The 12,443-nt window shown below is 64.2% G+C and carries 15 protein-coding genes; 5 read left to right on the forward strand and 10 right to left on the reverse strand.

Annotation, left to right across the window (positions count from 1 at the left end):
• Window positions 1-172: 172 nt before the first annotated feature.
• Window positions 173-1,540 (forward strand): methyl-accepting chemotaxis protein, encoded by a 1,368-nt coding sequence (locus tag ACTIFE_RS14040; protein WP_439529785.1) that lies wholly within the window; start codon window positions 173-175, stop codon window positions 1,538-1,540.
• A gap of 3 nt (window positions 1,541-1,543) precedes the next feature.
• Here ACTIFE_RS14040 and speB read toward each other — a convergent pair whose 3' ends face one another.
• From speB to purC, 6 genes are all read right to left on the reverse strand, one after another.
• Window positions 1,544-2,515, reverse strand: coding sequence for an agmatinase (speB, locus tag ACTIFE_RS14045; RefSeq protein WP_439529786.1), 972 nt, complete (start codon window positions 2,513-2,515; stop codon window positions 1,544-1,546).
• Window positions 2,516-3,089: 574 nt separating this feature from the next.
• Window positions 3,090-3,338, reverse strand: a complete 249-nt coding sequence (locus ACTIFE_RS14050; protein WP_439529787.1) for a DUF2164 domain-containing protein — start codon at window positions 3,336-3,338, stop codon at window positions 3,090-3,092.
• Between the two features lie 29 nt (window positions 3,339-3,367).
• Complete coding sequence (gene purQ / locus ACTIFE_RS14055) at window positions 3,368-4,039, reverse strand: phosphoribosylformylglycinamidine synthase subunit PurQ (protein ID WP_439529788.1); 672 nt, start codon at window positions 4,037-4,039, stop codon at window positions 3,368-3,370.
• A 31-nt stretch (window positions 4,040-4,070) separates the two neighbouring features.
• Entirely contained in the window at window positions 4,071-4,178 is a 108-nt protein-coding gene (locus tag ACTIFE_RS14060) for a phosphoribosylformylglycinamidine synthase-associated small membrane protein (RefSeq protein ID WP_439529789.1), read from the reverse strand.
• Between the two features lie 19 nt (window positions 4,179-4,197).
• Window positions 4,198-4,437: a phosphoribosylformylglycinamidine synthase subunit PurS gene (gene purS / locus ACTIFE_RS14065; RefSeq protein ID WP_439529790.1), complete on the reverse strand. Its 240-nt coding sequence runs from the start codon at window positions 4,435-4,437 to the stop codon at window positions 4,198-4,200.
• Between the two features lie 175 nt (window positions 4,438-4,612).
• A complete protein-coding gene (purC, locus tag ACTIFE_RS14070; protein ID WP_106752907.1) occupies window positions 4,613-5,410 on the reverse strand; it encodes a phosphoribosylaminoimidazolesuccinocarboxamide synthase in 798 nt (265 codons plus the stop codon).
• Between the two features lie 275 nt (window positions 5,411-5,685).
• Between purC and ACTIFE_RS14075 the strand changes: the two genes are divergently transcribed.
• From ACTIFE_RS14075 to ACTIFE_RS14085, 3 genes are all read left to right on the forward strand, one after another.
• Window positions 5,686-6,009, forward strand: a complete 324-nt coding sequence (locus ACTIFE_RS14075; protein WP_439529791.1) for a DUF1476 domain-containing protein — start codon at window positions 5,686-5,688, stop codon at window positions 6,007-6,009.
• Between the two features lie 210 nt (window positions 6,010-6,219).
• Window positions 6,220-6,993 carry an HpcH/HpaI aldolase family protein gene (locus ACTIFE_RS14080; RefSeq protein WP_439529792.1) on the forward strand — a complete coding sequence of 258 codons (774 nt, stop codon included), beginning with the start codon at window positions 6,220-6,222 and terminating at the stop codon, window positions 6,991-6,993.
• A gap of 144 nt (window positions 6,994-7,137) precedes the next feature.
• Window positions 7,138-7,350, forward strand: a complete 213-nt coding sequence (locus tag ACTIFE_RS14085; protein WP_439529793.1) for a hypothetical protein — start codon at window positions 7,138-7,140, stop codon at window positions 7,348-7,350.
• 389 nt (window positions 7,351-7,739) lie between these two features.
• Here the strand turns inward: ACTIFE_RS14085 and ACTIFE_RS14090 are convergent, their stop codons facing one another.
• The 3 genes from ACTIFE_RS14090 to ACTIFE_RS14100 are packed head-to-tail and all read right to left on the reverse strand — an operon-like array spanning window position 7,740 to window position 10,192.
• Window positions 7,740-8,294: an RBBP9/YdeN family alpha/beta hydrolase gene (locus ACTIFE_RS14090; RefSeq protein ID WP_439529794.1), complete on the reverse strand. Its 555-nt coding sequence runs from the start codon at window positions 8,292-8,294 to the stop codon at window positions 7,740-7,742.
• Between the two features lie 4 nt (window positions 8,295-8,298).
• Window positions 8,299-9,627: an adenylosuccinate lyase gene (gene purB, locus ACTIFE_RS14095; protein ID WP_439529795.1), complete on the reverse strand. Its 1,329-nt coding sequence runs from the start codon at window positions 9,625-9,627 to the stop codon at window positions 8,299-8,301.
• Window positions 9,628-9,685: 58 nt separating this feature from the next.
• The gene (locus tag ACTIFE_RS14100; protein ID WP_439529796.1) at window positions 9,686-10,192 is read right to left on the reverse strand and encodes a hypothetical protein; all 507 of its coding nucleotides are present in this window, start codon (window positions 10,190-10,192) and stop codon (window positions 9,686-9,688) included.
• A 94-nt stretch (window positions 10,193-10,286) separates the two neighbouring features.
• Here ACTIFE_RS14100 and ACTIFE_RS14105 point away from each other — a divergent pair, with 94 nt between their 5' ends.
• Window positions 10,287-11,528: an NAD(P)/FAD-dependent oxidoreductase gene (locus tag ACTIFE_RS14105; RefSeq protein WP_439529797.1), complete on the forward strand. Its 1,242-nt coding sequence runs from the start codon at window positions 10,287-10,289 to the stop codon at window positions 11,526-11,528.
• A 388-nt stretch (window positions 11,529-11,916) separates the two neighbouring features.
• On the opposite strand, the gene ACTIFE_RS14110 is transcribed toward ACTIFE_RS14105, so the two are convergent.
• Window positions 11,917-12,396 carry an Lrp/AsnC family transcriptional regulator gene (locus ACTIFE_RS14110; protein ID WP_106753130.1) on the reverse strand — a complete coding sequence of 160 codons (480 nt, stop codon included), beginning with the start codon at window positions 12,394-12,396 and terminating at the stop codon, window positions 11,917-11,919.
• Window positions 12,397-12,443 lie beyond the last annotated feature (47 nt).

The raw sequence follows: 12,443 nt of genomic DNA on the forward strand, positions 1-12,443 counted from the left end.
AAACACAGGCTGAAAACGTTCTGATGCACGAGGGGAGTGCAAGCAAAAGCTCCGGAGTTGTTTCGCGCTTGTCTTGCAACTGACTGCCAATTTTTACGATGCAACTTATTATTTTAAGATTTCATTCAGCATGTCCCCTTAGCTCTGGTCATAGATGACCAAGGGGAAGTAAATGTTTCGATTCAAGTCAGTAACGTCCGAAGCGCCGAGCGCCATCAGTAAAACTCCCGAGCTTCCCTTGCTGGCAATCGTGGCGGCCTTGCGCGGACTTGAAGCCCATGCCCGACTGGAGGGGCTTGATGCGCTTCCGGCGGACCTGGCCGCTGCCCTAACGTCGTTGGCTGCAACGCTTGGCCGGCAGGACGAGACCCAGCTGCGCCAGACCGTGGACTATTCAGTCCAGGCCAGCGAGGCGATGGCGGCGACCGCGCGCATCACCGGCGAAATTCGCGACACCGACCAGCAGGCCCGGATAATGTCGGCCGGCGTCGACGAACTGACTGCGTCCATCGAACAGATCTCGCAGACGGCCAACGAGGCCGCCACATCCATGGAAGAGGCGCATGAGGCGCTGCAGGGCGGGGCAGGGGCCACGCGCAAGGCGGCGGCATCGTCGCTGCGGATTGGCGAGTCCTTTGACAAGATGAGCGAAAGCGCCCGCCAGCTGGCTCTGGCGGCCGAGCAGATCAGCACCTTTGTCGCCACCATCGATGGCCTGGCGCAGCAGACCAACCTGCTTGCGCTGAACGCCACCATCGAGGCCGCGCGCGCCGGCGAGGCCGGCAAGGGCTTTGCCGTCGTCGCCAGCGAGGTCAAGCAGTTGTCCGGCCAGACCCAGAAGGCCACCGACGACATTCGCGCCCGCATCGAGCGCCTGCAGGTGCATGTCGGCGAGGTCATGTCTTCGGTCGACGAGGTTCAGGGACTGGTCGGGGACAGTGCCGAGCAATCCGAGGATGCCGCCACCAAGATCGGGTCCGTGCTCGAGCATGTCGGCAGCAATGCCACCCGGATGAACGCGATTGCCGGACTTCTCAGCCAGCAGAGCGAAGCCGTGCGCGAGATCGCCACCGGCATCCACGCCATTGCCCGCCATTCGGAGGCCGCTACCCGTTACACCGAGGACGTCATCCGCGCGGTCGGCAGCTCGGAAACGGTGATCAACGCCCAGTTTGCCGAGCTCGACAAGCGCGAGATCGCCAATTACGTGCTGCACCGGGCCAAGTCCGACCACCTTCTGTGGAAGAAGCGCTTGTCCGAGATGCTGGTTGGCCTGAAAAGCCTCAAGACCGAAGAACTCAACGATCATCACCATTGCCGGCTCGGCAAATGGTACGACGGCGTGACCGATCAGAAGCTGCGCAGCCATTCCTCGTTCGCAGCCCTGCTGCCTGTCCACGAGGCAGTTCACCGCAATGGCAAGCTGGCGGCCAGCCTCCATGCCAAGGGTGACCGGGACGGTGCACTCAAGGCGCTGGCCGACATGGAAAAGGCGTCGACTGAAGTCGTCCGCCACATCGACGCCCTTCTGAAGGGCTGAAATCTAAGCCTGCTCCAGGCGCGCGCTGGCCAGCACGCACATCAGTTCGAACATCAGCGAGGCTCCCAGCCATGCGGTCCCGCCAGAGGGATCGAAGGGCGGGGAGACCTCGACCAGATCCGCGCCGATCAGGTTGAGGCCGGAGAGCTTGCGGATCATCCGCTGCGCCTGGAACGAGGTGAAGCCGCCGATCTCCGGCGTGCCGGTGCCCGGCGCGAAGGCCGGGTCGATGCCGTCGATATCGAAGCTGACATAGGTGGGGTCCAGGCCGACACGCTCGCGGGCCTCGTCCATCACATGCTCGACGCCGCGTTCCATCAGCTCTTCGATCATGATGATGCGCACGCCCTGGGCCTCGCCCCATTCGATGTCCTCGCCGTCATACATCGTGCCGCGAATACCGATCTGGACGACGCGCTCGGGATCCAGCAGTTCCTCCTCGATGGCGCGGCGGAAGGGCGTGCCATGGGTGTAGCGGAAGCCGCCAAAATAGCCGTCGAAGAGGTCCGTATGGGCATCGAAATGCACCATGCCGAGAGGCCCCTGCCGGGCGAGGGCCCTCAGGATCGGCAAGGACACCAGATGGTCACCGCCAGCGGATAGCGGCGTGATGCCGAGATCCATCACCTGGTCATAGAAGCCGGTGATACGGGCGAGCGCATCCTGCACATCCGCCGGGTTCACCGGGGCGTCCCCAAGGTCGGCGCAGGACACGAGCTTGAACGGATTGACGCCGGTGTGCGGATGCACCTGCCGGATCATGGTGGAGAGGTCGCGCAACTGCCGCGGCCCATGCCGGGCCCCGGCGCGGTTCGTGGTGCCCCCATCCCAGGGCACGCCGATGAGGCCGATATCCACGTCGGCGGCCCTGTCGTCGCCGAGGCTGACATGCGGCAGGCGCATGAAGGTGGCAATCCCGGCAAAGCGCGGCAGATCAAAGCCGGACACCGGCTGGAAGAAGTCATCGCCCGTCATCTGTTCCCCCGTTTTGCGTCAGCATGCACGGTGGTGGCGGGGGCAGCAAGAGGAGGGGGCGCTTCCACTAAGTCCGGGATTCGATCTGAGGTGTTTGCCCCCCACCCCCGACCCTGCCAGGGGCGAGCCACGGGTCTCGTCCCGCCTTCGGCCCCCACGAGGGGGAGGGGAGCTGAGATGCCGGGCCCTCGAAACAAGGAACAGGTCGCAGCGCCAGCCGCCCCTCCCCCTCGTGGGGAGGGCTATCGCATATGAAGCCAGACGGCTCTCAAGGCCTCTCAGCCCCCCTCCCCCTCGTGGGGAGGGGTGAGGGGTGGGGGGCACGGTGGCCGTTTGATCGCAAAGTGCGTGAAACACGCCCAGTCAGGAACGCGGGTTACCTGGATTGCAGTCTGTTCCCCCCCCCCCCCCCCCCCCACGAGGGGGAGGGGAGCGGAGAGGCTCGGACTGGGTTGGGTTCTAGGCGCATTCCCTGACAACGATATGTGCCAGACTTCATATGCGATAGCCCTGCCACGAGGGTAAGGGGTGGTGGGCAGCAGCAGACCGGATTACAATCTGGCGAGCCAGCCCGTCACCGCCGGTCGTGGCGCTCCAGGGCAGAGAGATCGTCGCTGAGATCGTCGAAGCGGCGGGCGACGAGGGCGGCGGCGTCGCGCACCCCTTGCGTATAGAAGGCGCTGCCGGCTTCCTGGCTGAGGAAATCCAGGAGGCGCAGGGCGTCCATGTTGCCGAGATCGATATCCAACTCGTTCCGGCAGAAGGCGGAAAGGCGGCTGGCGATTTCGGTCTGGAGATCGCGGGGAAGATCGAGCTTGCTCATGTCCTGTCCCCGCGCTGTGGTGTCCTTGTTCAGGCGACCAGCTGGCCGACGAGGCTCTCGAACAGCTTGCGGCCGTCGCTGCCGCCCTGCAGGCCCTCGATCAGGTTTTCCGGATGCGGCATCATGCCGAGCACATTGCCCCTGGTATTGACGATGCCGGCGATGTCGTTCAGCGAGCCGTTCGGGTTCTGGCCATCCGCATAGCGGAACACGACCTGGCCGTTGTCCTCGATGGCCTTCAGCGTCTCGGCATCGGCGAAGTAGTTGCCGTCATGGTGGGCAATCGGGCAGCGCCAGACTTCGCCCTCCTGGAAGGCGTTGGAGAAGGCGGTGCGGGCGTTGACGGTTTTCAGCTGCACTTCCTTGCAGATGAACTTCAGACCGGCATTGCGCATCAGGGCACCCGGCAGCAGGCCCGCCTCGGTGAGGATCTGGAAGCCGTTGCAAACGCCGAGGACATGCACGCCCTTGGCAGCGCGCTCGATCACGGTCTGCAGCACCGGCGAGCGGGCGGCAATGGCGCCGCAGCGCAGGTAGTCGCCGTAGGAGAAGCCGCCCGGGATGACGATGAGATCGACGTCCGGAATGTCGGTGTCCGTGTGCCAGACCGTTGCCGGCTTGCGGCCGGTGATCGTCTCCAGCGCATAGAGCATGTCGCGGTCGCGGTTGAGGCCTGGGCAGAGGATGACGGCGGACTTCATGATCTCGGTTCCCCGTTGGTCAGGTTTGCGCCTAGAGCAGGACCAGCACGGCCACAAGGCTCAAGGCAGCGGGAAGCAGGATGAACACGGCGGCCTTGAGGAGGAGGAAGCGGATCGCGCGGGCGCTGTCCTCATCCATGGGCCAACCTCCCTCTGCTTCAGAGGATCTCGATGGCGTAGTTCTCGATCACCGTGTTGGCGAGCAGCTTTTCGCACATGGCGGCGATCTCTTCGCGCGCCTTGGCAGTGTCCCGGTCGCTCAGCTCGATGTCGAAGACCTTGCCCTGGCGCACGCCGCCGATGCCGCCGAAGCCGAGCGCGCCAAGCGCCCCCTCGATGGCCTTGCCCTGGGGATCCAGAACGCCGTTCTTCAGGGTGACGGTGACACGTGCCTTCATCGCTGTCGTCTTTCCGTTTGTCGCCTTGACCCCGCAGGGTCATCCGTTGCGCGCTCCTTACACCACAGCGGCCAAGCGCGAAAGAGCCAAGCTCCCGCTCGGGACATTGAAAAGCAAAAACCCCCGGCGAAGTTTCCGCCAGGGGTTTTTCGTCTCGTTGGCCGGTGCCGGATGCTTACTGCACCAGCGTCGGGCCGGAGCCGCCGGGGCGCTCGTTGTCGTTCAGGATGCCCAGACGGCGGGCAACTTCCTGATAGGCCTCGAGCATGCCGCCGAGGTCGCGGCGGAAGCGGTCCTTGTCCATCTTCTCGTTGGTCGTGATGTCCCACAGACGGCAGTTGTCCGGGGAAATCTCGTCGGCAACGACGATGCGCATCATGTCGCCTTCGAACAGGCGGCCGCATTCGATCTTGAAATCGACGAGGCGGATGCCGACGCCGAGGAACAGGCCGGACAGGAAGTCATTGACACGGATGGCGAGCGCCATGATGTCGTCGAGTTCCTGCGGGGTGGCCCAGCCGAAGGCGGTGACATGCTCTTCGGCGACCAGCGGGTCGTTCAGGGCATCGCTCTTGTAGTAGAACTCGATGATCGAGCGCGGCAGCTGGGTGCCTTCCTCGAGGCCGAGGCGGGTCGCCAGCGAGCCGGCGGCAACGTTGCGGACCACGACTTCCAGCGGAATGATCTCGACTTCGCGGATCAGCTGCTCGCGCATGTTCATCCGGCGAATGAAATGGGTCGGGATGCCCATGCCGTTCAGCTGGTTGAAGATGAACTCGGAGATCCGGTTGTTGAGGACACCCTTGCCGTCGACAATCTCGTGTTTCTTGGCATTGAAGGCTGTTGCGTCGTCCTTGAAATGCTGGATCAAGGTTCCAGGCTCCGGGCCCTCATAGAGGATCTTGCCCTTGCCTTCATAGATGCGCCGGCGGCGATTCATGGGCACGTACCGTGTTCGTTCGAGGAAATCCATCGAGGCGGGAAACTCCTTGGCGTCTGATTCCGGGTGGCGCGAGCGCTGACCAATCACCGCGTTATCGACATTTAGCCCCGCATTAGCGGCGCGGAACTTAACTGATCCTTCGCAAAAGCACAATGAGCGCGGCCCTGCCTTTCTTTTTGCTGGCGCACCGATGGGGGGGCGCGGCGATATCGCGTTGATTTGCAGGGCGGTGAAGGATATTGAGAAGCCCGAAAAAGCCCCCATTTCAGGGGTAGACTTTCTGTCCGCCAGTGAGGAGGCACCAGATGAGCACGTTCGACAATCGCGAGAAGGGTTTCGAGAGCAAGTTTGCTCATGACGAGGAACTTCGCTTCAAGGCCACCGCCCGCCGCAACAAGCTGCTCGGCCTCTGGGCAGCCGACCTGCTTGGTCTTGCCGGCGAACAGGCAGACGCCTATGCCATGGAAGTCGTGCGCGCGGACTTCGAGGAAGCCGGTGACGAGGACGTGTTCCGCAAGATTCGCGGTGACTTCGACAAGGGGCATGTCGACCAGTCCGATCACCAGATTCGCCGCACCATGGACGAACTTCTGCACACCGCCGTCGACCAGATCCAGAAGGGCGAATAAGCCTTTTCTGAATTTCTAGGAGACCCCGCTTCGGCGGGGTCTTTTTTTGTCCGCTGCTTGACCCATCGTGCACTTGTTTAAAGTTGGGGGGCATCGCTCGTTCCGGCACGCCTTGCCGTCGCAGTGCGAACCGGCTTTGATCCCGGTCCAACCGGACGGCACCGGCGAGCCTCTCGCCTTGGCGTCGTGACAGCCCAGGGATCCATGATCATGTCTAGCTCCACCCAGCCCAGCCTTGCCACGCGCTTGCGGGACGGCGAAACCATCGTGACCGCCTGGTCGAACCTTGCCGTTCCAATCCTGGCCGAAGTGATGGGCCGGGCAGGCTACTCCTGCGTGACACTCGACATGCAGCATGGCCTGCATGACATTGCCAGCATCCGCGACGGACTGGCCGCCATTGCCCTGTCCGGTGCGCATCGCGCGGTCCGCATTCCGGTTGGCGAAACCGGAACGGCCAGCCGCGTACTGGATCTGGGGGCCGAGCTTGTGATCGCCCCGATGATCAACTCCGCTGCCGAGGCAAAGACCTTTGCCGATGCGATGAAGTATCCGCCCGTCGGAGCCCGCAGCTGGGGCCCGCAGCGCGGCGCGATGCTGGCCGGCAAGTCGCCCGCCGACTATCTCGCAAGCGCCAACACCGAGCTGGTCGCCCTCGCCATGATCGAGACGCCGGAGGCGATCGCGGCACTGGACGAGATCCTGGCGCAGCCGGGCATCGACGGCGTTTTCGTCGGGCCAAGCGATCTTTCGCTGACGCTCAACAAGGGAGCGAAGCTCGATCCGGGCGGCAATATGACCATGGCGGCGGCACAGGACATTGCGGCCCGCACGCGCGCGGCGGGCAAGATTGCTGGCATCTTCTGCCTCGATGCGGCCGGCGTCGCTCCGGCGCGGGACATGGGCTACAGTTTCATTGCCCATGGCGTCGATTTGACGCTGTTCTCCGCTGTTGTGAATGACACGCTGGCGCGGATCGGTTGACAAGGGTCAAGGCAGGGGAGGGGCGGACGGTCCATCTTGTCGCCCAGGTCATCACCGGGGCGCAGAGGGCGTCCGGACGGCGGGACGATGACGCAAGGCCGGGCTGGTGGCCCGGCGCCCCCCTTTTGTCAGGGAACCCGTGTCATGTGGAAGCTTGCCGTCATTCTCTTCATTGTCATCGGCCCGACGCTGGCCGGCATCGGAGCGCTCGTGCCGCTGACCATTTTCGGCGTCAATGATTTCAACGCGCTGTTCCTGGCGATCGCGGCCGGCATCGGCCTTGTGGTCGCCATTCCCGTCAGCCTTGTGGTCGGCAAGAAGATCAACGACGCCATCCGCCCCCGCCGCATGGCATGAGGGGCAGGGCGCGCGAGGTCAATCGGACCAGGATGCAGAGTTTGATCGGGGTCTCTCAGCTCCCCTCCCCCTGGTGGGGAGGGGTAAGGGGTGGGGGGATCCACGACCAGACGTCAGATTTTGAAACAAGGTGCAGGGTGAGGCTAAACGACGTTGGCGTCTCATAGCCTGTCCGCCGCTGTCCCCCCCACCCCCGACCCCTCCCCACGAGGGGGAGGGGAGCGGAGAGGCTATCGCTGACACGTCCGAAGGACGTCGGATGGATCCCCGCACAAGGCGGGGATGACCGCCGAGCTATTGGCTTTGCCTCCGCTCCCGCGAACGCTGTGCTGCTGGCTCAGTCGCGTCCGTCAGCCAAGACCCAGCCTCGCAATGGGCGCCGGCGCAGCCTACAGCCGTGCCATGAAATGGGCGAAGGACATCATGCCTTCCGGCCAGGGGCCGTGGCCGCTTTCCAGGTTGATGTGGCCGGCGTGGCCGGCGTCCTGCAGCGTGGCGCCCCAGGATGAGGCCAGCGACTTGGCGACCTCGAAGTCGCAGTACGCGTCATTCTGGCTGGCCACCACATGGGTGCGGAAGGGCAGGGGCATGCGCGGCACCGGCACGAAGTCGCCGCCGTCGAACTCCGGCACGAGGCCAGGGCGGTCCCAGTCGGAGGGGGCGACGAGAAACGCCCCCTTGACCTTGTCCTTCGGCAGCACATGCGCGCCATGGGCCACGAAGACGCAGCCCAGGGAATGTGCGACCAGCACGACCGGCTTGGTGGCCCGCTCGATTTCCGCGAGCAGGGTTTCCATCCAGACCTTCTTCGACGGCGTCCACCAGTTGTCCTGTTCGACCACCCGGGCGGTCGAGATCTTGTCGGCCCAGCGGCGCATCCAGTGACCGGCCTCGGCATTGCCGAAGCCGGGGATGAGCAGGATCTCAGCCTCTGCCGTCTTCATGGTCTTATGCCTCGCCGAACACGCGCTTGAAGATCACGTCGACCGCCTTGGTGTGGTAGCCAAGGTCGAAGCGGGCGCGGATCTCATCTTCCGAAAGATACTTGCGTACGTCGGCGTCATTGAGAAGCTCGGTCAGGAAGTCGACCGTGGCGTTGCCGGCCACCTGGTAGCTTTCCCAGACCTTCATGGCGTTGCGCTGGACGAGACGGTAGGCGTCCTCGCGCGAGGAGCCGGCCTGGGTCAGCGCCAGCAGGATGCGCTGCGAATGGACGAGGCCGCCGAGACGGTCCATGTTGCCCATCATCCGCTCCGGATAGACCAGCAGCTTGTCGATGACGGTCGTCAGGCGCGCGAGGGCGAAGTCAAGGGTGATGGTGGCGTCGGGGCCGATCATGCGTTCGACGGAGGAATGCGAGATGTCGCGCTCGTGCCACAGGGCGACGTTCTCCATCGCCGGGATGGCATAGCCGCGCACCAGACGGGCCAGACCGGTGAGGTTCTCAGTCAGCACCGGGTTGCGCTTGTGCGGCATCGCCGAGGAGCCCTTCTGGCCGGGGGAGAAATATTCCTCCGCTTCCAGCACTTCCGTGCGCTGCAGGTGGCGCACTTCGGTCGCCAGGCGCTCGATCGACGAGGCGATGACGCCGAGCGTGGCGAAATACATCGCATGGCGGTCGCGCGGGATGACCTGGGTCGAGACCGGCTCGGCCTTCAGGCCCATGGCCTCGGCGACATGCTCTTCCACGCGCGGATCGATGTTGGCGAAGGTGCCGACCGCGCCGGAAATGGCGCAGGTGGCGATTTCCTCACGCGCATGCAGGAGGCGGGTGCGGCAGCGGTCGAACTCGGCATAGGCCTGCGCGAGCTTCAGGCCGAAGGTGACCGGCTCGGCGTGGATGCCATGCGAGCGGCCGATGGTGACCGTGTCCTTGTGCTCGAAGGCGCGGCGCTTCAGGGCGGCGAGCAGCGCGTCCATGTCCTTCAGCAGAAGGTCCGTCGCCTTCACCAGCTGCACGTTGAAGCAGGTGTCGAGAACGTCGGAGGAGGTCATGCCCTGGTGCACGAAGCGGGCATCGGGACCGACGATCTCGGCCAGGTGGGTCAGGAAGGCGATCACATCATGCTTGGTCTCGCGCTCGATCGCATCGATGCGTTCGAGGTCGAAGGTGGCCGCGCTGCCCTTTTCCCAGATGGTCTTGGCCGCGTCCTTCGGGATCACGCCGATCTCGGCCAGCGCGTCGCAGGCATGCGCCTCGATCTCGAACCAGATGCGGAACTTCGTCTCTGGCGACCAGATGGCGACCATGTCGGGGCGGGAATAGCGCGGGATCATCGCGGGCCTCGTTTTTCAGGGATGTTGGCCGTGCCAATAGCAGGTAGCGCCCCGAACCTCAATCAGCCCGGCGATCCTCGCGGCTTCGCCGGCGCACAAAGATCAGCGCGGCGGCGATGAGCAGCGGCAGGCCCGCCGGCAGCAGGATCCGCGTGCCGTCAATGGCAAACAGATAGCCCGCATTGGCGCCCGTCATCAGCGTCTCCAGAACCCAGTCGCGGCTAAGCGGTGTCTGGTGAAAAGCGGCATAATACAGTCGGAACTGCAGGAAATAGAACAACGCCGTCGCTCCAGTCGTGGCAAGGCCGAGCAGCAGGAACAGGGCGGCGAAGCGAGCGGTGGCGGCCTTTCTGCGGTCTGCAGTCCACAAGGCAAGTGGCCAGGCCAGAAGCGAGCCGGTGAGACCTCCAAGGCCAAAAATGAAGACCAGTGCCAGGGCGCGCGGGGTGAAGGCTTCTTCGCTGCGCAGGACATGCAGACAGGCAAGGATGGCCATGGCGACAAGCCAGATCGTGGCTGCCGCCGCCATTTCAAGGACCCGCCCCCTGCTGATGCCATCGTTCATTGCGGAATTATCCCTGTGTCTTGTTGCGTTTCAGGGTATATGCCGGAAGATGCCGGTGGCAACATCCGGTAAACCGTCGTAGGCAGGAGCGGGCGTGCACAGTGTAGACGTCATCGTGCTGGGGGCGGGCATTGTCGGATCCTCGACAGCCTTGCAGCTTCAGCGCAAAGGGCTTGACGTCGCCCTGGTTGATCGCCGCCAGCCCGGCGAGGAAACCTCCTATGGTAATGCGGGCATTGTTGAGCGCAATGGTTTCGTGCCCATCGGCTTTCCCGAGGACTGGCGCTTTCTTCTCGACATCGCGCTGAAGCGTAGCCCGGCTGTCAACTATGACCTGAAGACCGTCCTGCGCATTGCGCCTTGGCTTGCGGCCTTGAAGCGGGAATCATCGCGCCCCGGGCTGCAGCGCTTTGCCCATGCCATCGACAGTTTCGAGCGCCATGCAGTGGCCGAGCATCAGGTGCTCGCCGAGCTGGCCGGCTGCGAAGCCTTTTACCGCAAGACCGGCTGGCTGCATCTCTACCGGACGGAAGCCGCCTACAGGGCCGCCGAGACGGAACGTCACTTCGCCCGGATCTTCGGTGCCGAGTACCAGGAGCTGGGGCCGCTCGAAATCAATGAACTGGAACCGGCGCTGCTCGCCGATTCGTGCCAGGGGGTCTACTGGCCGGAAAGCCATTCTGTGTCCAGCCCCGGCGGCGTCACCAAGGCTTTCGCGCGGGCCGTCGTGGAGGGCGGCGGCCGGCTGTATCTGGGCGATGCGCGCCGTCTCAGCCGCTCGCGCGGGGGCTGGGCCGTGGCAACCGACCGGGGGCCAGTGCGCGGACGGGCCGTTGTTGTCTGTCTCGGACCCTGGGCGCCGGATCTCCTCAAAGGCTTCGGTCTGCGCTTTCCGATGATCGTCAAGCGCGGCTATCACCTGCATTACAAGGCTCCTGCCAATGCGGGTCTCGGTCGGCCTGTTGTCGACATGGAACACGGCTATGTGCTGACGCCGATGGAAAAGGGCATTCGCCTGACCACTGGGATCGAGTTCCGCGACCGCGATGCGCCGCCCTCTCCGGTCCAGATCGGCAAGGCGCTTGAGAAGGCGAAGCAAATCTATCCGCTGGGCGTGCCGGCGGAATCCGAGCCCTGGATGGGTGCGCGCCCCTGTTTTGCCGATTCCCTGCCTGTGACGGGGCCCGCGCCGCGCGAGGCCGGCCTGTGGCTCAACTTCGGCCACGGCCACGTCGGCTTCACGCTCGGCCCGGTCACAGGCCGCCTGATCGCTGAAATGATCACGGGCCAGGACCCCTTCGTGGATCCCACCCCGCTGTCGCCTAATCGGTTTTGAGCTGGGGGAGGTGCGCGCCTTTGGCGCAGTGCCCTGTTCCTCCTGGAGGCCAGGGCTCTCGCAGATCTGGTCAGACGGTTTTCGCGGCCTCGACGCCCCCCTCCCCCTCGTGGGGAGGGGTGAGGGGTGGGGGGCTCGAACGGCCATCAGATCACAAGGCGTCCGAAACAAGCGTAGTCAGGAATGGAAGTACCCTGGATTTTAGTCCGTTCCCCCCCCCCCCCCAAACCCCCCCCCCCCGGGGGGGGGGGGCGGTGAGGCTCTGACAGGGTAAAAATTTCCGGCTACAGTCGTTCACATCGAACCTGTCTTGGACTTCATCTGCGAAAGCCCTGCCACAAGGGGGAGAGCGGCGTTGCGGGTTCTGACTGTCGCTTCTGGTGGTTACTCAGCGCTCGCGCAGCGGCAGGGCCACTGTATCCTTCACCGTGTTGACCACGATGCGGGACTGCACGTCCGACACCAGCGTGTTGTCGAGCAGCTTCAGGCGCAGGAAGTTGTCATAGGCCTTGATGTCGTCGGTCACCACCTTGATCAGGTAGTCGACCGCGCCGGTAATCCGCTCGCAGGTGACGACCTCCTGCCAGTGATGCACCAGCTTATCGAAGGTTTCCATGTTGTCGCGGCTGGGCACGGTCAGCTTGACGAAGGCATAGGACACGAAGCCGAGACCGACGGATTCCCGGTCGACGACGGCCACCACTTGACGGATGACCCCCATCTCCTTCAGCTTCTTGATACGGCGCCAGCAGGGCGTCTGGCTCATGCCGGCCGCCTTGGCAATTTCAGCGATGGATTGCGATGCATCCCGCTGCAGCACCCGGAGGACCCGGATGTCGGAAGGGTCTAGGAGAAAATTTTCGGTCATTCCCGGCTTCTTGGAAGGATTGCGCCACTTCGGGCTCTTGGGCAGGC

The organism is Pannonibacter sp., from assembly GCF_051860505.1.
Lineage (GTDB): Bacteria > Pseudomonadota > Alphaproteobacteria > Rhizobiales > Stappiaceae > Pannonibacter.

What these genes read in the sequence shown, in the direction of transcription:
- ACTIFE_RS14040 (WP_439529785.1), top strand. Translation starts at nt 173, where the DNA reads ATGTTTCGATTCAAGTCAGTAACGTCCGAAGCGCCGAGCGCCATCAGT.
- speB (WP_439529786.1), bottom strand. Translation starts at nt 2,515, where the DNA reads ATGACGGGCGATGACTTCTTCCAGCCGGTGTCCGGCTTTGATCTGCCG.
- ACTIFE_RS14050 (WP_439529787.1), bottom strand. Translation starts at nt 3,338, where the DNA reads ATGAGCAAGCTCGATCTTCCCCGCGATCTCCAGACCGAAATCGCCAGC.
- purQ (WP_439529788.1), bottom strand. Translation starts at nt 4,039, where the DNA reads ATGAAGTCCGCCGTCATCCTCTGCCCAGGCCTCAACCGCGACCGCGAC.
- ACTIFE_RS14060 (WP_439529789.1), bottom strand. Translation starts at nt 4,178, where the DNA reads ATGGATGAGGACAGCGCCCGCGCGATCCGCTTCCTCCTCCTCAAGGCC.
- purS (WP_439529790.1), bottom strand. Translation starts at nt 4,437, where the DNA reads ATGAAGGCACGTGTCACCGTCACCCTGAAGAACGGCGTTCTGGATCCC.
- purC (WP_106752907.1), bottom strand. Translation starts at nt 5,410, where the DNA reads ATGGATTTCCTCGAACGAACACGGTACGTGCCCATGAATCGCCGCCGG.
- ACTIFE_RS14075 (WP_439529791.1), top strand. Translation starts at nt 5,686, where the DNA reads ATGAGCACGTTCGACAATCGCGAGAAGGGTTTCGAGAGCAAGTTTGCT.
- ACTIFE_RS14080 (WP_439529792.1), top strand. Translation starts at nt 6,220, where the DNA reads ATGTCTAGCTCCACCCAGCCCAGCCTTGCCACGCGCTTGCGGGACGGC.
- ACTIFE_RS14085 (WP_439529793.1), top strand. Translation starts at nt 7,138, where the DNA reads ATGTGGAAGCTTGCCGTCATTCTCTTCATTGTCATCGGCCCGACGCTG.
- ACTIFE_RS14090 (WP_439529794.1), bottom strand. Translation starts at nt 8,294, where the DNA reads ATGAAGACGGCAGAGGCTGAGATCCTGCTCATCCCCGGCTTCGGCAAT.
- purB (WP_439529795.1), bottom strand. Translation starts at nt 9,627, where the DNA reads ATGATCCCGCGCTATTCCCGCCCCGACATGGTCGCCATCTGGTCGCCA.
- ACTIFE_RS14100 (WP_439529796.1), bottom strand. Translation starts at nt 10,192, where the DNA reads ATGAACGATGGCATCAGCAGGGGGCGGGTCCTTGAAATGGCGGCGGCA.
- ACTIFE_RS14110 (WP_106753130.1), bottom strand. Translation starts at nt 12,396, where the DNA reads ATGACCGAAAATTTTCTCCTAGACCCTTCCGACATCCGGGTCCTCCGG.